Genomic DNA, 18,527 nt, shown 5'->3' with positions numbered 1-18,527 from the left:
TCAGTGTTTGGCGGATTAGCCGCGCCGCCGGTCTTAATAATCCCGGCGTTTGCGAAACGCCCAGCGCCCGGCGATCACCGTAAACGTTGCCACCAGCGCCACCAGAATCCAGAACCCCTCCGGATCGGTGGCCAGCGGCACGCCGCCGACGTTCATGCCGAAGAAACCGGCAATGATGTTGATCGGCAGCGCCAGCACCGTGACCACGGTCAGAGTGAACAGCGTGCGGTTGCTCTGTTCGTTGAGGTTGGCGGCGATCTCTTCCTGCAACAGCTTGATTCGCTCGCCCAGAGCCGTGAGGTCGTTGATGATCAGCGCGAACTCCTCGGTGGACTTGCGCAGCTCCTTCACGTCTTCCTTCTGCAACCACGGCGGCGGTCGATTGAGCAGGCGCAGCAGCGAACCCGGTTCCAGCGCCAGCAGCCGTTGCAGGCGCACCAGCACCCGCCGGTTGGCGCCGAGTTCGGCGCGGTTGGTCGACAGCCGCGAGGAGAGCAATTCGTCCTCGACCTGATCGACGCTCATGCTGGTCTTGCGCACGATCTGGGTCAGCACTTCGCCCTGGTCGCGCAGCAGGTGCACCAGCAGTTCCAGCGGCGAACGAAAACACTCGCCGGACTTCACCGACGACCGCAGCTTGTCCACCGAGTGCAGCGGTTGCAGACGCGCACTGACGATCAGTTTGCTGCGCACGCAGACCCACAACGTCGACACGTCCGACGACACCATGCTGCTGAGGTTGAACACCACATCGTTGACCACCGCCAGCAACGCCGAATCGACATGCTCGATGCGGGTCGAACGCGAACCTTCGTGCAGCGCTTCGAAAAATTCTTCGGGCAATTGCAGATGGCTTTTCATCCAGCGCTCGCACGCAGCGTGGGCGAGGTTCAGGTGCAGCCAGAGAAATTCATCGCTCTCGCTATCGTCTTGCAGGCAGCGCAGGGCGGTCGCGGAATCCACCTCGCGCCCGCGTTCGCCGGGGCGAAAGCGAAAGCCGTAAAGCAGGCCGAACAGGTCAGGATCGCGATGGCTGATATCGAGGCTGTGGTTCATGAAGGCTCGCTGCGAGGAGGCGTCTGTCGCGGGATTTGCAGATTCACCTGAGCCGCATCATCGCAATGTCACATGACGCTTGTGTGACAGCAAAGTGACGTCAAATCAACGCGTTACCGGCCGTCGGAAATGACTCAAGAAGGCCTCTGGCACGCCGATCACGCATGAGTTAGGTTGCGCGCCTTCGGCCAAGAGCCAAGGTCCGCCGACACGGATGTCCGGCTAAAAAATCACGTCTTACCGGACGTGCCTCATCCCTGTCCCGAGTACCTGCAATGCTGCAAAAATCCCTGAGAGCGCAAATTCTCGCCCTGCTGAGCGGCAGCCTGCTGGCGATGCTGTTGATCGCGCTGGCCTGCTTTCACTTCCTGTCCAATGGCGTGCAGAGTTACAGCCAGTTGATCGCCGGCGCCTTGCACACTTCGCAACTGATCGACGAAGCCAACCTGCAATTCAAGGTGCAGGTCCAGGAGTGGAAAAACGTCCTGCTGCGCGGCAAGCAACCGGCGGATCTGGCCAAGTACTGGGGCCAGTTCGAAGACCGTCAGCGCGATGTGCAGGGCATCCTCGGTGAGCTGGCCAACCAGAAAGGCCTCGAGCCTGCGCTGAAAACCCGCATCGAACGCCTGCGCGAAGAACATCGTCTGCTCGGCGCTGCGTACCAGAAGGGTCGTGATGCCTACGTCGCCGCCGGTGCCGATCCGACTGCTGGCGATGCCGCCGTCAAAGGCGTTGACCGTGCCGCCAGCGATCAGATGAGCGAACTGGTCGCCGAGTTGCGCAAGCAGGGCACCGAGCAATCGGCGCAGATCAGCGCCAGTGCTGATCGCACTGTGTGGCTGGGGCTGCTGGTGATGCTCGCGTCGGGTTTGCTGATTGGTTTGCTGAGCCTGTGGCTGGTCAACCGCAACCTGGTCGAGCCGATCCGCAAGCTCATCGACTACGTCACCCAGTTGAGCAGGGGCCGTCTGGTCGAGCGCGTGGTCAGCGACCGTCAGGACGAACTGGGCAACCTGGCGGCTGCCGCCAACACCCTGCGCGATTTCCTCGCCGAAACCTTCAATCATCTGCAGCGCAGCGCCAAGGATCTGGACAGTGCCAGCGGTGAGTTGAACGCCATCGCCACCGTGATGGCCGACGGCACCAACGAGCAGTTCAGCCGCACCGATCAGGTGGCCACGGCGATGAACGAAATGTCCGCCACTGCCCAGGAAGTCGCCCGTCATGCGGCCGACGCCGCTCGTGCTGCCGACGATGCCGATCAGTCCGCGCAACAGGGCGAGAAGGTCATGCAGAGCACCATCCACAGCATCACCCAGATGCGCGGCGAAATCGCCAACACCGCCACGGTGATCCGTCGTCTGGAAGCCGACAGCGGTCGCATCGGCAAGGTGCTGGAAGTGATTCGCGGGATCGCCGAGCAGACCAACCTGCTGGCGCTCAACGCCGCCATCGAAGCGGCCCGTGCCGGTGAAGCCGGGCGTGGTTTTGCGGTGGTTGCCGATGAGGTGCGCAACCTCGCGCAGCGTACGGCGGAGTCGATCATCGAGATCAACCAGATCATCCACAGCGTGCAGACCGGCGCGGTGGATGCGGCCCACGCCATCGACAGCGGCCAGACCCGCAGCGATGAAAGCGTCGAGCAAGTGACCCAGGCCGGCGCCATGCTCGAGCGCATCACCCACGCGGTGGAAGCAATCCGCGACATGAACCGTCAGATCGCCACGGCAGCCGAAGAGCAGACCTCGGTGGCCGAAGACATCTCGCGCAACCTGACCGAGATCACCTCGATCGCCAGTACCAACCTCGACAACGTGCAGCGCACCGAAAGCGCCAGCCAGAACCTGCATGGCCTGTCCGGCCAACTGAACGACGTCACCGCTCGCCTGAGCGTCTGACCGGCCAGGGACTGTGTACCGGTTCGGATACCGAGTCGGTACACAGTCGATCTCAATTCGTGCAGACCGCCGCCGATGCCCGGTCATCTATCACCGGCATTGGAGATTCCCCATGGTCAGCATCACGTCTGTTTCGATCAATCAGACCGTCACTACGTCTACCAGCAAAACCTCGATTGCCGACACGGGCGACGACACCTCGACCACTGCGGCGGCCAGCACTGGCGTGAAGGCAGACACCAGCAAAGTCGCAGCAGGCGGCGGTGCGGCGCCGGCGGGGGACAGCAGTTCCAGCAGCGATGAATCGGATACCGTGAAAGAACTGCGCAAGCAGATTGCCGAGCTGCAGAAGCAGTTGCAGGAAGAGCAGCAGGCGTTGCAAGCGGCTCAGGCCAAGCAGGAAAGTCAGGATGCGAAGGCTGCGGATGTGGCGGCTGCGCAATCGCAGATCGCGACGACGTCGGCGTCGTTGCAGACGGCGACGGCGGCGTTGTTGGCGGCATTGCAGGATTCGGACAGCGGTACTTCCGGTTCTTTGGTCAGTACGACCGCGTGAAGCCTTTCCCCCTCACCCTAACCCTCTCCCAAAGGGAGAGGGGACTGACGGAGTTGAATGTTCGAGTTACGCCGACCTGACAGTTCTGAGTCGAACTCAGGTTTGAACAGCATGAAGATCGGCTCCCTTTCCCCCTCGCCCCCTTGGGGGCGGTCCGACGTTTCGGGAGGGCTGGGGTGAGGGGATGGTTCTCACAGGCGAAACCGGAGTTTCGTCAAACGCCAGACACAAAAAAGCCGCACAACCCAAAAGTCGTGCGGCTTTGTTTTATCAGCCAATCAAGTATCTTGCTTGTTGCTCAGCACCTTGCCGGTGGTCGCATCGAAGTCCACATCGAACTCCTTGCCATCAGCAGTACGCAGTTCAACTTCGTACTCATAACCATTGAAGTGGTTATCCAGGTCAGTGTCAGTAATGGTCGCACCCGGATGCAGTTTCAGCGCTTCTGCGTTCATCGACTCCAGCGATTTGATCTTGCCTTCCTTGACCAGTTGCGGGATCTGGTCAACGCGAACGTCAGCCTGGGCCAGGCCAGCGGTGAGGGTCAGGGCGGCAGCGGTAAACAGGGCAGTCAAAGTTTTCATCGGTTATTCCTTTGGGTGATTCGTTTAAGTGAGTTCAGGTTAATCACCGCAACTTAATTCACCCTTAAAACGCAGCGAGCAGGCCGGACTCCCCGAGGGAGCGAGCCTGCTCGCGATACTGACGCCCGAATTTGCAGATCAGAAGCCGTTGTTCTTCAACACCTGATCCACACTGGCGGCGGCCGGGCGTTTGTAGAATTTCAGCAGTTCGCTGGCGCGGTTGGTGAAGATGCCGTCAACGCCGGCGGCCATGACTTTCTCGAAGTCCACCGGCTCATCCACGGTGTAGACGTGCACCAGCAGGCCCTGATCGTGGGTGTACTGGTTCATCCAGGGCTGCACCAGATCCGAATAGCTCTGATCGCCGCCGTGGGTCAGCTTCGCCGAAGGGCCGGTGCCGATCGCACCCTGAGCCTTGGCGTAGTCGATCCACTGCTTGAACTCGGCTTCGGATTTCGGCTCCTGCTTACCGTAGAAAGCGTTCTTGTCCTTCTCGCCGGATTCGGCAAAGGTCACTTTGGATTTCGGCTCGATGCTGCCTTCGCCGACCCACAGCAACAGGATTTTTGGCACCTGCGGCATTTCCTTCTGCAGCATTTCCAGGCTGCTCTTCTCGAACGTCTGCAGGATCACCTTGCCTTTGCCCTGACCGACACCGAGGGCGCTTTTCGCCAGTTTCGAACCGGCCGGGCTTAACCAGCCGCGATCCTGGAGTTTTTCCTTCAGGTCATGCTCGATCCCCGGGAACAGCTTCGGTTCCTTGGTTTCGATGTACAGGCCGGGTTTGTGCTTTGGGTTGGCCTGGGCGATGTCGATGATTTCGTCGAGGGTCAGAATCTTCAGACCGACGTAGGACGGGCGGGCGCGATCCGGGTACTTGGCGTTGTACCAGCTGCCGGCGTCGAGGGTCTTCAGTTCGGCCATGGTGAAGGCATTGGCCGGGCTGTCCTTGCGCTCCGGGAATTTGGTGGCGACATCGGTGGTGCGTTGCAGGTTGTCGTCGTGCAGGGCGAACAGCACGCCGTCCTTGCTGCGCTGCAAATCCATTTCCAGGTAATCGGCGCCCAGGTCGCGGGCCAGTTTGTAGGACGCAGCGGTGGATTCCGGGGCATCGAAGGAGGCGCCACGGTGGGCGATCACCGCCGGGTGCGGAATACCTTGAGTGGCGGCCAGTGCGACGGGGCTCGACTGGTTGGCGGCGTGGGCCTGACCGAGGCCGAGCATCAGGCTCAGCAGCAGTGCGCTTTTGGTGAAAGTGGCGGGCATTATCGAGTTCCTTTCGCAGGCATTTTCAAAGATGTACTTTTTAGCAACTCAAACGAAAACCTGCTATCGCGAGACCGACATAAACGTACTGAAAGCGAAAATTTGCGCACTTTTGTGCGTTCGTTTGCAGTACGCTTGGCCACGGCAACCGCCCCGGCAGAGGGCGCGCCACCCATTGCCCTGCGTGTAAACCTTCGATCACTTTTGTGAGGTTTACCATGCGCATCACATCGCAACTCATCTGCCAGGCCGCCGACGACCTCAAGGGCTTTGTCGGCCTCAACCGCAAGACCGGCCAGTACATCGTGCGCTTCAGTGAGGATTCGTTCGGCATGGACGTGGCCGATGACGGCATCATCCCGTGCAGCGAATTCGTCTGGGCACCGACCACCGAACAGACCATGACCCTCAAGCGCGAACTGATCCAGTTGCTGCTGGACCAGAATATCGATGACCGGATCAACATTACTGAGCCATTGCGCGTTTATATGAGTAAACGCGAAGTGCCGGAGATTGAGGCGGTGCGTAGTCTGGTGAAGGGCTGAGATTCTGCTGCGACTGTTCTGGCCCCTTCGTCGGAACGCCGCCCGGAGCAAGCCCGCTCCCACAGGTACAGTGTGATCTTGAGAGCAGCGCACTACCTGTGGGAGCGGGCTTGCCCGCGAAGGGGTCAGTGATTACACCGCAATACTCACTCCCCGAACCGATACTCCCGCTCCACCCGACACACCCGCGTATGAAACGCCGAATACCACTCGGCCCGTCCACGCGCCTGAATCACCCGGTGCTCCGGATGCTCGCGCCACGCCAGAATTGCCGCCTCACTCTCCCAGTACGAAACCGTAATCCCCACCCCGTCCGCGCCCCGGATCGAATCGATGCCGAGAAAACCCGGTTGCTCGGCAACCAATTGCATCATGCGCTCGGAGGCCTCGGCATAGCCGTTATCGCCCTCGGTGCGGGTCGAAGTGAAGATCACGGCGAAACACGCAGTGTTCGGATTCATCGACAGTGCTCCGAGCAGGCTTCGACAAACGCCCGCACCAGCGGTGGCAAGTTCCCCTTGAGCGCTGCGCGTTCCGGCTGGAACAGTGTGGCGACAAAGAACACATGGTTTTGCAGTTCGATGGCACGCAGATCGCCTGCCGAATCGTGACCCACGGCGTGTAGTTCATGGGTCAGCAACTCCCGTTCGAACTGCGGATTCACACCGTAGCGACAGCGATAACCTTCACGAATCTCCGACGTTTCGTACGCCCTGGCGATCAACGAGCCGGGCACCAGATGAATACTGTCCACTGCTTCCACCAACGAACACGTCAGCGGCGAGAGCACTGCGCGGCTGGCGTCGGGCGAAGTTTCGCCATGCTCGGCGTCGGCCCAGCCCAGCACGTTGCGGGAAAACTCCAGCACCGCATGCTGAAAACCGCCGCAGGTGCCGAGGAAAGGGCGCTGCTGCTCGCGGGCAAAGCGGATGGCCCGCAGGGCGCCGTCTTCACTTTTATAGGGGCTGGCCGGCACACACCAGAAGCCGTCGAAATGTTCCAGCGGTGTCTCCGTCAGGATTCGGTCGGTGGCCAACCATTGGAAATCAACCGGACGGCGAAGGTGTTCCGCCGCCAGTCCGAGGGCGACCGGGATGGCTTGGTGGGCGGTGACTTGCGGGTCGTAATCACCGATCAGCGCGATGCGCAGGGCTCTGGATTCCATGAGGACTCGCTGTGCTTGTTGAGGGACGAAGCTCACTATAGATTGGCGTTCACGCACTCGAAATTGGCGTTTGCCCAAGTGATCAATGCAGCCACGCAATATCAACTGGATTTCCCGGATCTGGCCCTGATTCTCGCCTTAGTGCGCGGCGGCTCTCTGGCCCGGGCCGCGCAGTTGTTGAAGGTCGATGTGTCGACGGTGTTTCGCGCCGTGCGCCGACTGGAAGCGTCCCTCGGCCAGCAACTGTTCGAAAAAAGCCGCGCCGGTTATTTGCCCACCAGCCTCGCGCAGACCCTGGCCGAGCAGGCCGAACGTGCCGAGCAAGTACTGGAAGCGGCGCGTATCGGTGTGGAGCAGGGCGGCGAAGTGGTCAGCGGTACGGTGCGCCTGACCTGCACCGATTCGGTGTTGCAAGGTCTGCTGCTGCCGGCGCTGGCGCAGTTCATGCCGAACTATCCGGCGCTGACCATCGAGCTGAGCACCTCAAACGATTTCGCCAACCTCAGCCGCCGCGATGCCGACATCGCCCTGCGCCTGACACGTACACCGCCGGAGCATCTGGTCGGACGTGAGCTGACGAAGATCTCCTACCGTATCTGCGCCAGTCAGCGTTATCTACAAAAGGTTGAAGCGACCGATTTGGCGGCACTGACCTGGATCGCCCCTGACGACTTTTTGCCTGATCACCCGACCGTCGCCTGGCGCCGTCAGCAGTTGCCCGGTGTGACGCCGAGCTATCGCTGCAATAGCATGCTGTCTGTCACGGAACTGGTCCGCGCCGGACTGGGCGTGGCGGCGTTGCCGGACTTTCTCATCAACGAAGGGCTGCAAGCCCTGAGCGAACCCTTGCACGGTTACGACACCGCGTTGTGGTTGCTCACCCGCCCGGACTGCCGCGCATTGCGCTCGGTGGTCACGCTGTTCGATGAACTGGGGCGGGCGCTGCGGTGGCCGTGATCGCGTTTAACCCGGCGCCCGCTCATTGGCGAACATGCTCACCGCTTCCACCGCTTCGCTGGCGCCGTCACGAATCTGCAAAATCACCGTACCGGCCTGATCCGCCAGTTCGACACCTTGCGCCGCGCGACCACGGGTGCCGTCCATGCTCTTGATCGCCTGACGGGTTTCGGTCTGGATCAGGCCGATCATGTTGGAAATTTCCGCTGTCGAGCCGCTGGTGCGCGCCGCCAGTTGCCGCACTTCATCGGCCACCACGGCAAAACCGCGACCCTGCTCACCGGCTCGCGCGGCTTCGATGGCGGCGTTCAGGGCCAAAAGATTGGTCTGATCGGCAATCGCGCGGATGGTGTTGACGATAGCGGTGATCTGCTCGGAGCGCTCGCCGAGTTGTGCGATCAGGGTTGAGGATTCGGCGATGTCGTCGGCAATTTCGCGCATTTCACTGGCCGCTTGCTGAATCACTTGCGTACCTTGCTCGGCGACTTTTCGGGTAGCCACCGAGATGTGATAGGCGGCGCTGGCACTGCGCGCATCCTGCTCGTGCTGCTCGACCCGGGCGGTCACGTCCGACGCGAACTTCACTACTTTGCACAAGCGGCCGGCGGCGTCGTAGACCGGGTTGTAATTGGCTTCAAGCCACACGGTCTGCCCGCGTTTGTCGACGCGTTCGAACTGGCCCTGAAACAGTTCGCCCTGATTCAGCCGGCGCCAGAAATCCTGGTAGGCGCTGCTGTTGACTAGCTGCGCGGGGCAGAACAAACGGTGATGTTTGCCTTTGAGTTCGGCGAGGGTGTAGCCCATGCGCGTCAGAAAATTCTGATTGGCGGTGAGGATATTGCCGTCGAGATCGAATTCGATCACCGCCATGGCGCGGTCGATCGCCTGCAATTTCGCATTGGCTTCGCTTTCCTGCTGCACTTTGGCGGTGACATCCATGGCGTACTTGACCACTTTCACCACGCGACCCGAGTCATCCTTGATCGGGTTATAGCTGGCTTCGAGCCAGATTGGTCGGCCCTGGCTGTCAATACGTTCAAAGGTGCCGGACTGGAACTGGCCGCTTTTCAATCGCGACCACAACTCGGTGTACTGATTGCCACGGGCAAACTCTGGAGAGCAGAAATGGCGATGGGGCTGCCCGATCACCTGTTCGCGGGTGTAACCCATGGTTTTCAGGAAGTTGTCGTTGGCGCGCAGAACCACACCGTCGACATCGAATTCGATCACTGCCATGGAGCGGTTGATCGCCTCCAGCAAGCCGGCTTGTTGGTTGATGGTGTTTTGGAGATCGACGAGGGCAGTCTTGTGGCGGTTGAAAATCATGTTCATGGCACTCTGGAAATAGGACTGAAGGTGGGGTCCCTGTTTCCGCGTCAGCCAGCCAGATATATCGATGGCTGGAAGCAGTGTGCCAGCATCCCGGCTGGCGGATTAACTTATACAAAACCTTATAAACTTGTACAAGAAATCGATTTTTCTCAATTTTGTACAAGTTTTTTCAGGCGGGTGATCGGCTCAACGCTACGCTGATTGTGTTACGTCCCGTGTGCTTGGCCGTGTACAGCGCCTTGTCGGAATCTTCGAACCACTCAAGGGCATCGGCGTAAGAGGTTTGATAGCGAGCAAGCCCGATACTCAGGCTGACTCGCAGCTCGGAAACGTCGGGATGGCGGTATCGATCCAGTGCCTGACGCAGTTGCTCCATCAGCGCTTCAGCCTTGCTCAGGGGCAGGTTGGGCAAGATCACGCAGAATTCATCGCCACCGTAACGCCCGGCCAGCTTGCTTTCGTCGAGTACGAATTTCAGCTCATGGCTTAACTGCCGCAGCACCGCGTCGCCGACGATGTGCCCGTAACTGTCGTTGATCGACTTGAAATGATCGATGTCGATCAGCGCCAGAATCGCTTGGGAATTGTGCTGTCGGCACTGCTGAAACTTGAGATGCAGCAGGTCTTTCCAGGCGCCGTGGTTGAGCAGGCCGGTCAGGCTGTCGGTGCGGCTCAGGGCGCTTAGAGTGCGTTTGTGTTCGGCGAGTTTGATCGCCAACCGGTAGCAAACCATTCCCAAAGCCAGCGGATAAAGCGTCAGCATCGGCAGGCAGGCCCAGACTTGAGTCTGCGTGGCCGTCAGAGTGAACTTGACCCCGAACATTGACCAGCCCAGCAGCACGCCGATCACCTGGGCGAGCGCGCCGAGCCAGAACAGGCGCACGCCACCGGCGGCGACGTTGTTCATGGTCATCATCGACAGAATGGTCACGGTGGTCAGTGGGTTGAACTGGAAACACGCGGTCCAGAAACCGCCGAACACCGAGTCATAGAGCAGGTTGCGGCGTTCGGCGCGATAGGGAAAGGCCGAGCGGGTCGACCATTGATAAGCCACGTGCGGCCAGAGAAAACCGTTAAACAGCAACAAGGCCCAGACCCAGCCCGGCATGTTCAACGGATACATCGCGGCGCCCACGCTGAAGAAGCCGATGCTCAGCCCGATGGCTCGCGGCAGGTAAATGCGTCTGGCGAATGACAAGCCTTTGCCGCGTTGGTTTTCCATGGTGTTCTGCGCCAGATTCATTCTGAAACACTTTGCAGTGTAATTCTTCAGCGTGACCGTTCATCGGCCAATGGCAGGCATTGTCATTTATTCCAGCGGGAAAATTCAGTGTCCTTGTGAGCCATTTACTGTGGCGCAGGCCTGATCTAGAGCTGATAGCAGGCCAGGAACATGTCGATTGCAGAATCGACCACGGCATTTTGCATCGTGCTCTCGAGCGAGGGCTGGCCCAGGGAGATCTGCGGCCAGAAGGCAAAGGTTTTCAGCAGCCCCTGCACTTGATGGGCGGCGAACTCTGGATCGACCGGTTTCAATCGACCATCCGCCTGGGCAGCACGAATCCACACGGTCACGCTTTCCTCACGTTCGCCCATGCGCGCCACCATGTTCTGCGCGCGTTCCGGCGAGTGGATCGCAGCCGCGATGGCGACACGGGCCAGATTCATGAAGTTGTCGTCCGCCATCATTTGCAACTTGGCCAACAGCATCGTTCGCAACTGATCCCGCAAGGGCTGATCGGGCTGATACGACACGGCCTGCTCGGTGCTGATCCGTGCCCACAACTGATTGAGAATTTCGGCGAAAAGCTCTTCCTTGCTGGGGAAATGGTTGTACACCGTGCGCTTCGACACCCCGGCGCTCGCCGCGATTTTGTCCATGCTGGTGACCTCGAAACCGTTGGCCCGGAACTCGGCAATGGCCGCGAGGATGATGGCTTCGCGTTTGCGGTCGGTGAGGCGCGTTGGAGCTGTCATAAATTGGATTCGGCAGGAAAAAGGAGAGAATTACACTCGGCAGTTTACTTGGCATCCGGTTTGATGCAACCTAGAAACTACACCGATCAGTGTAATGTTGCCTTAATCGGTGCACCCTAAAACCAGATGTCCGGCTGATGCGTGCGTGCCTTGGCCCTCTATCGTCCCACCGTGGAAAACCGTGAATTGTGCGGTTTTCCTGGAGTCTTTCAGTCATGGCCAAATCAATTTCTTCCGCGGTTAGTCCAGCACCTGAAGCTTCGCGCCAGGCCGAAGGGACTTTCCGTAACCACGCGCCGGTGCAGCGCGAAGGTTTGCGCAAGATGCTGCGGATCATGTGGAACATGATCTTCCACAAACCACGCAACACCCGGCCGACGGCAGCCATCCCAGTGCAGCCACTGACCCGCGCCGACCTGATCGCCGCTCCCAACCAGAGTGTCTACCGCCTCGGCCACTCGACCTTGCTGTTGAAACTGCAAGACAAGTTCTGGATCACCGACCCGGTGTTTGCCGAGCGCGCCTCGCCTGTGCAATGGGCCGGGCCGAAACGTTTTCACCAGCCACCAATCAGCATCGATGAATTGCCGCCGATCGAAGCGGTGATCCTGTCGCACAACCACTACGACCACCTGGACTACGAAGCGGTGTTGAAACTGGCCGACAAGGTCAACGTGTTCCTGACCCCGCTAGGCGTCGGCGACACGCTGGTCAAATGGGGCATCGATGCCGGCAAGGTTCGCCAGTTCGACTGGTGGCAAGGCACCGAAGTCGCCGGCATCCGCTTCATCGCCACCCCGTCGCAGCATTTCTCCGGCCGTGGCCTGTTCGATGGCAACCAGACCCTGTGGGCTTCGTGGGTAATCATCGACGGCGACACGCGAATTTTCTTCAGCGGTGACAGCGGCTATTTCGATGGTTTTAAACGCATTGGCGAACAGTACGGCCCGTTCGATCTGACCCTGATGGAGACCGGTGCCTACAACGTCGAATGGCCCCACGTGCACATGCAACCTGAAGAAACCCTGCAGGCCCACCTCGACCTCAAGGGGCGCTGGCTGTTCCCGATCCACAACGGCACGTTCGACCTGGCGATGCATGCCTGGCATGAGCCTTTCGACCGCATTCTTGCTTTGGCTTGGGAGCGCAGTGTTTCCATTACCACGCCGCAAATGGGCGAGGCGTTTAACCTGGCACAACCGCAACGAGGTAATGCATGGTGGTTGGCGGTTGAAGGGGAGAATAAGGCAGTGGTTCAAAGGGCGTAGTGGAGCTTCGCGTTATGCGAACACCACTTCAATTCGGCCCTCTTTGCGAGAGCGGGGGGCCGGTTTGACCACAATCTGCACATCTCGGCCGAGGTGGGAAAGGCATTCCATCATCTTGGCCTCACTGATGCCGCGGAATTTTCCTCTCAGCATTTCGGATAGCTTGGGTTGTGATAACCCCAAGATTTCAGAAGCTTGAGATTGAGTGAGATGACGCGCTTTGATGATTTCACCGATCTTTGCGGCGAGTTGAGACTTGACCTGCATTTCACTGGCGTCGGGCAAGCCGAGGTCTTGATAGACGTTGCCGCTGCCTTCTTCGATTTCAATCATTTCTAAGTTCCTTTCGCGTGGTCCTGAGCGGCTTGAAGTCTCTTTCGGATCAGATCGACATCACACTGCGCGGTTTTTATACCGGTGGTCGACTTTTTCTGAAAACAATGCAGGACGTAAATTGCATTGCCAAAACGGACCGTGTAAACGGCGCGGTAGGTATTCGTATCAAAGTCCTCAATCAACTCGAGGACACCCGCGCCTCCAAACCCCTTCAGAGGTTTTGCATCTGAATGTCTGAGACCGCTTTGGGCCAAATCCAGTGCGTAACCAAAAACATCCTGTACATCAGTGGGCATCTGCTTGAGATCTTTCTTGCTACTGCTAACCCACAGGAGTGGCTTCCTTGTACTCATGCGAAAAATATACCTATATTGGGATAATCTCAATCAATTGGTTCAGTCAGCCATCGCATAATCTCCATGACTCGCTGATTCCGGCATCGCACTTCTGACATTTCCCCCACGCCCCGGCGCAAACCCCGGAAAGAACACCAGCCCCTGCGCTTCAAACCGATAGGTCAACGCCAGCCGCACCTCATCCGCCACGTCCTGTTGCGCTTCGAACCGCTGAATGTCCTCTACTGAAACCTTGGCCTCCCGCGACAACTGTTCAACGCTCCAGCCCAACATCCCTCGGGCTTGGGCGCAATGGGTCGGGGTGAACTGGAAAAGGGCGATACGTTCGAGGATGAGGTTCATCGCTGAAGAGGCCATGGTGTGCTCCGGGCTCGAGAGTGCTGATGGAAAATGTACTGTGTTTTTGTACAGTTGTTTTCGGCCGGGATCAAACGCATTTTTTGATTTGCCCTAGTTCGCCGCCTCCAACCAGACGGACGGTGCCTGACCGAGGATCCGGCGGAACATCGTCGAGAACGCCGCCGGGCTGTCATAACCGAAATCCAGGGCAATCCGCGTCACCGCTTCACCCGCCGCCAGCCGTGCCAGCGCCAGTACCACGCAGGCGCGCTGGCGCCATTGACTGAAACTCAGGCCGGTCTGCTGACGAAACAACCTGTTGAAGGTGCGTAAGCTTACGTGCAGCTGATCGGCCCAATGCTGGGGGGATTGGTGGGCATTCGGCTGATGCAGAAAGGTCTGACACAGCTCGAGCAGTCTTCCGTCAGACGGCAGCGGGATATGCAACGGGAGTGGTGCACTGCGCACCAATTCATGCAGCAACAAGTCAATGAGCACGCCGTCACGCCCGCTCAGGTCATACGTCAGCGGCAGCTCCACGGCTTCCATCAGCAAGTGCCGCATCAACGGCGACACACTGATCACCTGACAACGCTCACCCAGATCCACCGCCCCCGGCTCGATATACAAACTGCGCGTGCTGACCCCCAGCATCAACACCTCATGCGCTACCCCCGGCGGAATCCACACCGCCCGCTGCGGCGGCACCACCCAGTTGCCGTCATGCGTGCTGACCTGCATCACCCCGGTCGCGCCGTACAACAATTGCGCCCGCCGATGCGTATGACGTGGCAACAGATAGCCGTGGGAATAATCCGTACCGATCGCCACCACCGAGCGCGGCGTGTCATCCAGCAGATTGATCGAAACATTGCGCATCGAGCGGCACCCAGCAGTTGGCGTAAACGCAAACATTATTGGCTGACTTGCTGAAGCAGGCCAAGCGCCGCCGCTCTATCGTCGACCGCTCCCAACCAACGGATGACGCGCCATGTACTACCTCCTGCTGACACTCTTCGGCTGCCTGACCGGCGTCACCGCCGTGCTCTTCGGTTTCGGTGGCGGCTTCGTCGTCGTGCCGCTGCTGTATCGCATGCTCACCGCCAGTCACGGCGCCGACGACCCGATCAGCCAATCCGCCATGCACATCGCTGTCGCCACCTCGACCTGCGTGATGATCGTCAACGCCCTGGTCGCCACCGGCAAACATCGCCGCGCCGGCAACCTCATCCGTGATTACCTGTGGCCCTTGGGCGGGTTCATCGGATTGGGCGCAGTCGTCGGCGCAATCGCCGCGGTGTGGGTCAGCGGCGAAATCATTCGTTATGCCTTCATCGCCTACCTCGGCGTGACGATTGTCGATTGCCTGCTGCGACGCGGATTTCTTACGCAGTCCGAAGGCGCCATCCCACGGCGATTGGGAACACTGGAAACGTCCGTCGGCGGTGTAGGCATTGGCGCCATCGCGACCTTTCTCGGTGTAGGAGGAAGCGTCATGACCGTGCCGTTATTGCGGCGTTGTGGGTTGAGCATGTCGCAGGCGACTTCGATGGCCAATCCGTTGAGCGTGCCGGTGGCGCTGGCAGGGACGCTGACGTACATGCTGATTGCGGGGTTCAGCGAGATAGAACTCGGACCATGGTTTATCGGGTATGTGGATCTGCTGGCGTTTGCGGTGCTGACGCTGGGCTCGATGTTGGGGATTCGACTGGCCACGCCGTGGATCGGGCGGATACCGGATCGGGTGCATGCTTGGGTTTATATTGGATTGTTGGTTATTGTGATGTTGGGAATGTCGGCGAAGTAGTTCGCAAGTCGACAGTCCATCAATCGACCACTTCCAGTATTTATTAGAGATCAAGGATGCTGATCTTCAATTGCACCGAAGCTGCCAGCAAGTTCTTCAGTCGTGTCCACCAGGGCAAAAAGATCACCCCGGTGGATTTCGCCCCGCCGTCATCAACCATCGAAGATGATGAGATGGACAGTGCTGTCGAACAGTGGTTGGTGCATGCGATCACTTTGCAACGAAAGCATGTGCTGTTCGCCATGCACATCAAGACTCGCTATTGCATGGTTTTCGCCGACATGAAAAAGGCCGATCTGGATGCATTTGTGGGGCAATTCGCTGATCGCTGGTTCAACGGTGTAATGCTTCATGCAACCCATCACGGGCTCTTCGAGTGGATTGATATCGAACCGTTGATTGAGCGATTCCAGTGGATGTGTCGACCGCAGCAGTTCTATCGCCGCAGCCATCGCAGCGCACAAAAACACATCGATGAAATTGCCTGGGTCTTCCAGGACAAGGCCACAGGGGCCGGTTGTTTACCGCCTGATGAAGTCGCAGCCATGGTGTTCGACGCGCAGATGAACGACACCCCGAGAAACAGCAAGGGCGCCAAGGGTTACTACTACCCGGATGAGGAGATGACCGTTCATTGGCTTCGTCGTTATTGCGCTCTGGATGAGGACGAAGTTCAAGCGGCAAAGACGCGCCGCATGCAAGTGTATCGGGAGATAGCAGCAGTCGAGCGCGAAGCCTGGCTGGAAGAGTACAAACGACGAAACTCGATTACTTAAGCAACCCTCGCCATAATCCGCCCCGCATTCACCGGCGCCGGCACTCACGTCCCGGCGCGACCTCCGACTCACTCAGGGATCGATCCATGCTCAAGGGACTGTTGCGCCTGGCGCCATACACCGCCGTGCTGTTTTCACTGCTTTCCACCGCTCAGGCTGACGATGGCAGACGTGTGTTTACCGGCACGCTGGGCAAGACGCCGATTGTGGTTGAGCTCAATACACAGCAGACGGATGAAGTGACCGGTCGCTACTTCTATGAGAAATACCATCGCGACCTGCCTCTGAGCGGTGCGTTGCAGGACAGCACGCTGACGTTGGTCGAGGGCAATAATCGCTACGGCGATGACAAGCCTTTGCCGACCCTCAAGCTGGAAGAAACCGCCAACGGCTGGCAGGGTGAATGGCAAAACCCTCAGGGCAAAAAACTTGCGGTACAACTCTCCGAGGCCAAATTCGCTGCGCCGACCGCCACCACGTTGCCCTTCATCGCCACGCTGCCCGCCAGCGAACCGTACGAATATCTGCGGCTACAGGGGCTCAAGCTCAAAGCCACGAAGAAAGAAGACTTCATGGGCTACACCTTGCAATGGTGGACGGAGCCCGAGTCGAAGATCGCGTTGTTTACCGTGGAATCCGGCCTGCCGAAAAATGACCTGCAGCGGGTCAACCAACAGTTGCTGGGGCGTTTGTGGAGCGAGGTCATCAGCTATCACGGCTGCCAGTTGCAGGGCGGGGAAAACGTCGAGTTCATGCAGCAGGCACAACCGCAACTGATCTCGCCAGCCGTGGTCAGCCTGAACATCTCGACCAGCTATTACTGCGGCGGCGCGCATCCGGACTTCGGCGATTCGCCGCTCAACATCGACGTGAACACCGGCCATCCGTTGTCGCTGGAAGATGTGTTGTGGGTAGGCGAGGGCAAACCACTTCTGCACGCCGAGCGCGATAGTCTGGGCGATCAGCCGCTGAGCGAAAAAGAAAGTGCAGCGCGCTCGACTTACCAGCGCGAAGTGCTGGTGCCGTGGCTGATCAAACAACTCACCACGCTCTACCCGGATGAAATGAAGAAACCGGCGGAGGGCGATGAGGACAGTTGCGACTACACCGATGAAAGCATCTGGGGCTATCCGTCCTGGCACTTCACCCCGAAAGGCCTGTACCTGGGCGCCTACTTCGCTCGCGTCGCCCGCGCCTGCGATGCGCCGGAGTGGTCAGTCCTGCCGTACTCCCTGATCAAACAACACCCCGGCGCCGTCCAACTGCAACTGCCCCAGGGCTAACCATCACGCCAGCCCCGGCGCTTCACGAATGATGAAGTGATCCAGATTCTCGATATTGGCATTGAAGACCTCGAAAGGCTTTTCGGGGTTCTTCTTGCCCGGCACCTGCTTCAACTCCGGCGTCACACCATAGAAGAAGCAGAACAACTCCTTATCACTGTCGATCGCGTGCTTGATCTCTTCCAGAAACGCCTTGCGCTTGCGGTAGTTGTCGATCAGCTTCTTGTTGAGATAGACACTGACCGGATAAGGCTTCTTCTTGCTGTCATCCGGCTTCTTGAACCAGACCTTGTCCTCGAAATCGATCCGGAAACTGGCGCTGTGAAAGTCCTCGATCTTCTTGATCCGACCCCAATAAATCAGCCCCTTGTTGTCCATCAAATACTCAATCTTCTTGAAGAACGAACTGTACGGCGCCGTGTGTTCCCCAATCTTCAACGGCATACGCTTGAGCAAATCCTTGTCCGCGAAGTTCGACACAAAACACTCCACGGGGTGGGCGAAGACACTGGTCTTGTCCGGCGCCGTCTCACGACTCGGCGATTCTTTTGAGGGATTAGTCGCCACTCGCACCGGATCATCCCGCAACACATCCGCCGCCCCCGCAGGCGCGGCAGGCTTGCGCACATACTCACGACGCGTCAGTAACAACTCCGACGGGAAATGCTCCTCCCGCCCGTCATCCGATTCCCCATCCGCCGCCTCAACTCCCGACGCCGACGTCTTCAAACTCACATACGGACAACCCGCCACATGCTGCGTACCGGGCAGATTCTTGAAGTGCGGCGTGCGCACGTAATTCACGTTCTTGGCGTTGAACGTACCCAACTCGTTGGAAGCATCGAACGCCGCACGACAGGCGTCGTTGGGGCACTGGAAGTGTTCCTTCGCGGAATCGAACGCCACCGTCTCATCGAAATTGAGATCGCGAACGTCATAGATCGACAACTTGTCGTCGAGGCTGAGGCAGTAGGCGAGGTCGAATTTCATGGTGGGGCTCGGGTCCTTGAGTGGGGGAGGGGTATT

The 18,527-nt window shown here is 59.0% G+C and carries 20 protein-coding genes and 2 pseudogenes; 8 read left to right on the top strand and 14 right to left on the bottom strand.

The features are described from left to right. Nucleotides 1–33: 33 nt before the first annotated feature. Nucleotides 34–1,056 (bottom strand): transporter, encoded by a 1,023-nt coding sequence (locus L6D74_RS25180; protein ID WP_085647339.1) that lies wholly within the window; start codon nucleotides 1,054–1,056, stop codon nucleotides 34–36. A gap of 275 nt (nucleotides 1,057–1,331) precedes the next feature. On the opposite strand from L6D74_RS25180, the gene L6D74_RS25175 reads away from it, so the two are divergent. Both L6D74_RS25175 and L6D74_RS25170 read left to right on the top strand, forming a co-directional pair. Beyond that, nucleotides 1,332–2,954, top strand: coding sequence for a methyl-accepting chemotaxis protein (locus tag L6D74_RS25175; RefSeq protein ID WP_236190906.1), 1,623 nt, complete (start codon nucleotides 1,332–1,334; stop codon nucleotides 2,952–2,954). Between the two features lie 112 nt (nucleotides 2,955–3,066). Next, nucleotides 3,067–3,510, top strand: coding sequence for a hypothetical protein (locus tag L6D74_RS25170; protein WP_085647341.1), 444 nt, complete (start codon nucleotides 3,067–3,069; stop codon nucleotides 3,508–3,510). A 278-nt stretch (nucleotides 3,511–3,788) separates the two neighbouring features. Here L6D74_RS25170 and L6D74_RS25165 read toward each other — a convergent pair whose 3' ends face one another. Together L6D74_RS25165 and L6D74_RS25160 are read right to left on the bottom strand one after the other, a co-directional pair. Further along, entirely contained in the window at nucleotides 3,789–4,094 is a 306-nt protein-coding gene (locus L6D74_RS25165; protein ID WP_085683630.1) for a PepSY domain-containing protein, read from the bottom strand. Nucleotides 4,095–4,232: 138 nt separating this feature from the next. Next, entirely contained in the window at nucleotides 4,233–5,360 is a 1,128-nt protein-coding gene (locus tag L6D74_RS25160; protein ID WP_064598845.1) for a glycerophosphodiester phosphodiesterase, read from the bottom strand. 218 nt (nucleotides 5,361–5,578) lie between these two features. Here L6D74_RS25160 and L6D74_RS25155 point away from each other — a divergent pair, with 218 nt between their 5' ends. Next, nucleotides 5,579–5,905: a DUF2025 family protein gene (locus L6D74_RS25155; RefSeq protein WP_039773311.1), complete on the top strand. Its 327-nt coding sequence runs from the start codon at nucleotides 5,579–5,581 to the stop codon at nucleotides 5,903–5,905. Between the two features lie 146 nt (nucleotides 5,906–6,051). On the opposite strand, the gene L6D74_RS25150 is transcribed toward L6D74_RS25155, so the two are convergent. Together L6D74_RS25150 and L6D74_RS25145 are read right to left on the bottom strand one after the other, a co-directional pair. Next, nucleotides 6,052–6,366 carry an antibiotic biosynthesis monooxygenase family protein gene (locus L6D74_RS25150; RefSeq protein ID WP_236190905.1) on the bottom strand — a complete coding sequence of 105 codons (315 nt, stop codon included), beginning with the start codon at nucleotides 6,364–6,366 and terminating at the stop codon, nucleotides 6,052–6,054. After that, a complete protein-coding gene (locus tag L6D74_RS25145) occupies nucleotides 6,363–7,070 on the bottom strand; it encodes a CTP synthase C-terminal region-related (seleno)protein (protein ID WP_236190904.1) in 708 nt (235 codons plus the stop codon). Before L6D74_RS25145 ends, L6D74_RS25150 begins: the two co-directional genes overlap by 4 nt. Before the next feature lie 15 nt (nucleotides 7,071–7,085). On the opposite strand from L6D74_RS25145, the gene L6D74_RS25140 reads away from it, so the two are divergent. Then, nucleotides 7,086–8,027 carry a LysR family transcriptional regulator gene (locus tag L6D74_RS25140; protein ID WP_236190903.1) on the top strand — a complete coding sequence of 314 codons (942 nt, stop codon included), beginning with the start codon at nucleotides 7,086–7,088 and terminating at the stop codon, nucleotides 8,025–8,027. A 6-nt stretch (nucleotides 8,028–8,033) separates the two neighbouring features. Here L6D74_RS25140 and L6D74_RS30195 read toward each other — a convergent pair. The 4 genes and pseudogenes from L6D74_RS30195 to L6D74_RS25125 all read right to left on the bottom strand — a co-directional run. Then, a pseudogene (locus tag L6D74_RS30195) lies at nucleotides 8,034–8,471 on the bottom strand (methyl-accepting chemotaxis protein); the annotation flags it as partial. A gap of 108 nt (nucleotides 8,472–8,579) precedes the next feature. Then, nucleotides 8,580–9,263, bottom strand: a pseudogene (locus L6D74_RS30190) (PAS domain-containing protein); the annotation flags it as partial. Nucleotides 9,264–9,528: 265 nt separating this feature from the next. Continuing rightward, a complete protein-coding gene (locus L6D74_RS25130; RefSeq protein WP_236190958.1) occupies nucleotides 9,529–10,581 on the bottom strand; it encodes a diguanylate cyclase in 1,053 nt (350 codons plus the stop codon). A gap of 146 nt (nucleotides 10,582–10,727) precedes the next feature. Further along, nucleotides 10,728–11,336, bottom strand: a complete 609-nt coding sequence (locus tag L6D74_RS25125) for a TetR/AcrR family transcriptional regulator (protein WP_085647346.1) — start codon at nucleotides 11,334–11,336, stop codon at nucleotides 10,728–10,730. A gap of 215 nt (nucleotides 11,337–11,551) precedes the next feature. On the opposite strand from L6D74_RS25125, the gene L6D74_RS25120 reads away from it, so the two are divergent. Continuing rightward, nucleotides 11,552–12,604 (top strand): MBL fold metallo-hydrolase, encoded by a 1,053-nt coding sequence (locus tag L6D74_RS25120; protein ID WP_236190902.1) that lies wholly within the window; start codon nucleotides 11,552–11,554, stop codon nucleotides 12,602–12,604. Nucleotides 12,605–12,616: 12 nt separating this feature from the next. Here the strand turns inward: L6D74_RS25120 and L6D74_RS25115 are convergent, their stop codons facing one another. The 4 genes from L6D74_RS25115 to L6D74_RS25100 all read right to left on the bottom strand — a co-directional run bounded on the left by L6D74_RS25115 (nucleotide 12,617) and on the right by L6D74_RS25100 (nucleotide 14,514). Further along, on the bottom strand, nucleotides 12,617–12,937 hold the full coding sequence (locus L6D74_RS25115; protein WP_039773303.1) for a helix-turn-helix domain-containing protein: 321 nt from the start codon (nucleotides 12,935–12,937) through the stop codon (nucleotides 12,617–12,619). Between the two features lie 2 nt (nucleotides 12,938–12,939). Beyond that, on the bottom strand, nucleotides 12,940–13,293 hold the full coding sequence (locus L6D74_RS25110) for a type II toxin-antitoxin system RelE/ParE family toxin (protein ID WP_276574956.1): 354 nt from the start codon (nucleotides 13,291–13,293) through the stop codon (nucleotides 12,940–12,942). Between the two features lie 42 nt (nucleotides 13,294–13,335). Then, the gene (locus L6D74_RS25105; protein WP_236190900.1) at nucleotides 13,336–13,653 is read right to left on the bottom strand and encodes a helix-turn-helix domain-containing protein; all 318 of its coding nucleotides are present in this window, start codon (nucleotides 13,651–13,653) and stop codon (nucleotides 13,336–13,338) included. 93 nt (nucleotides 13,654–13,746) lie between these two features. Beyond that, nucleotides 13,747–14,514 (bottom strand): AraC family transcriptional regulator, encoded by a 768-nt coding sequence (locus L6D74_RS25100; protein WP_236190899.1) that lies wholly within the window; start codon nucleotides 14,512–14,514, stop codon nucleotides 13,747–13,749. Between the two features lie 112 nt (nucleotides 14,515–14,626). On the opposite strand from L6D74_RS25100, the gene L6D74_RS25095 reads away from it, so the two are divergent. From L6D74_RS25095 to L6D74_RS25085, 3 genes are all read left to right on the top strand, one after another. Continuing rightward, the gene (locus L6D74_RS25095; protein ID WP_236190897.1) at nucleotides 14,627–15,442 is read left to right on the top strand and encodes a sulfite exporter TauE/SafE family protein; all 816 of its coding nucleotides are present in this window, start codon (nucleotides 14,627–14,629) and stop codon (nucleotides 15,440–15,442) included. 56 nt (nucleotides 15,443–15,498) lie between these two features. Next, nucleotides 15,499–16,218 carry a DUF6933 domain-containing protein gene (locus L6D74_RS25090; protein ID WP_236190895.1) on the top strand — a complete coding sequence of 240 codons (720 nt, stop codon included), beginning with the start codon at nucleotides 15,499–15,501 and terminating at the stop codon, nucleotides 16,216–16,218. 86 nt (nucleotides 16,219–16,304) lie between these two features. Further along, nucleotides 16,305–17,501: a hypothetical protein gene (locus L6D74_RS25085; protein WP_236190893.1), complete on the top strand. Its 1,197-nt coding sequence runs from the start codon at nucleotides 16,305–16,307 to the stop codon at nucleotides 17,499–17,501. A gap of 3 nt (nucleotides 17,502–17,504) precedes the next feature. Here L6D74_RS25085 and L6D74_RS25080 read toward each other — a convergent pair whose 3' ends face one another. After that, on the bottom strand, nucleotides 17,505–18,491 hold the full coding sequence (locus L6D74_RS25080) for a hypothetical protein (RefSeq protein WP_236190957.1): 987 nt from the start codon (nucleotides 18,489–18,491) through the stop codon (nucleotides 17,505–17,507). Nucleotides 18,492–18,527 lie beyond the last annotated feature (36 nt).

It is taken from the genome of Pseudomonas pharyngis, assembly GCF_021602345.1.
GTDB classification, from domain to species: Bacteria; Pseudomonadota; Gammaproteobacteria; order Pseudomonadales; family Pseudomonadaceae; genus Aquipseudomonas; species Aquipseudomonas pharyngis.
Note: the sequence above shows the minus strand (reverse complement) of the source record. Positions and strands in the feature narration are given on the sequence as shown.

Excerpts from the sequence above, each read along its gene's own strand:
- L6D74_RS25180 (WP_085647339.1), bottom strand. The coding sequence starts at position 1,056 with ATGAACCACAGCCTCGATATCAGCCATCGCGATCCTGACCTGTTCGGC.
- L6D74_RS25175 (WP_236190906.1), top strand. The coding sequence starts at position 1,332 with ATGCTGCAAAAATCCCTGAGAGCGCAAATTCTCGCCCTGCTGAGCGGC.
- L6D74_RS25170 (WP_085647341.1), top strand. The coding sequence starts at position 3,067 with ATGGTCAGCATCACGTCTGTTTCGATCAATCAGACCGTCACTACGTCT.
- L6D74_RS25165 (WP_085683630.1), bottom strand. The coding sequence starts at position 4,094 with ATGAAAACTTTGACTGCCCTGTTTACCGCTGCCGCCCTGACCCTCACC.
- L6D74_RS25160 (WP_064598845.1), bottom strand. The coding sequence starts at position 5,360 with ATGCCCGCCACTTTCACCAAAAGCGCACTGCTGCTGAGCCTGATGCTC.
- L6D74_RS25155 (WP_039773311.1), top strand. The coding sequence starts at position 5,579 with ATGCGCATCACATCGCAACTCATCTGCCAGGCCGCCGACGACCTCAAG.
- L6D74_RS25150 (WP_236190905.1), bottom strand. The coding sequence starts at position 6,366 with ATGAATCCGAACACTGCGTGTTTCGCCGTGATCTTCACTTCGACCCGC.
- L6D74_RS25145 (WP_236190904.1), bottom strand. The coding sequence starts at position 7,070 with ATGGAATCCAGAGCCCTGCGCATCGCGCTGATCGGTGATTACGACCCG.
- L6D74_RS25130 (WP_236190958.1), bottom strand. The coding sequence starts at position 10,581 with ATGGAAAACCAACGCGGCAAAGGCTTGTCATTCGCCAGACGCATTTAC.
- L6D74_RS25125 (WP_085647346.1), bottom strand. The coding sequence starts at position 11,336 with ATGACAGCTCCAACGCGCCTCACCGACCGCAAACGCGAAGCCATCATC.
- L6D74_RS25120 (WP_236190902.1), top strand. The coding sequence starts at position 11,552 with ATGGCCAAATCAATTTCTTCCGCGGTTAGTCCAGCACCTGAAGCTTCG.
- L6D74_RS25115 (WP_039773303.1), bottom strand. The coding sequence starts at position 12,937 with ATGATTGAAATCGAAGAAGGCAGCGGCAACGTCTATCAAGACCTCGGC.
- L6D74_RS25110 (WP_276574956.1), bottom strand. The coding sequence starts at position 13,293 with ATGAGTACAAGGAAGCCACTCCTGTGGGTTAGCAGTAGCAAGAAAGAT.
- L6D74_RS25105 (WP_236190900.1), bottom strand. The coding sequence starts at position 13,653 with ATGGCCTCTTCAGCGATGAACCTCATCCTCGAACGTATCGCCCTTTTC.
- L6D74_RS25100 (WP_236190899.1), bottom strand. The coding sequence starts at position 14,514 with ATGCGCAATGTTTCGATCAATCTGCTGGATGACACGCCGCGCTCGGTG.
- L6D74_RS25095 (WP_236190897.1), top strand. The coding sequence starts at position 14,627 with ATGTACTACCTCCTGCTGACACTCTTCGGCTGCCTGACCGGCGTCACC.
- L6D74_RS25090 (WP_236190895.1), top strand. The coding sequence starts at position 15,499 with ATGCTGATCTTCAATTGCACCGAAGCTGCCAGCAAGTTCTTCAGTCGT.
- L6D74_RS25085 (WP_236190893.1), top strand. The coding sequence starts at position 16,305 with ATGCTCAAGGGACTGTTGCGCCTGGCGCCATACACCGCCGTGCTGTTT.
- L6D74_RS25080 (WP_236190957.1), bottom strand. The coding sequence starts at position 18,491 with ATGAAATTCGACCTCGCCTACTGCCTCAGCCTCGACGACAAGTTGTCG.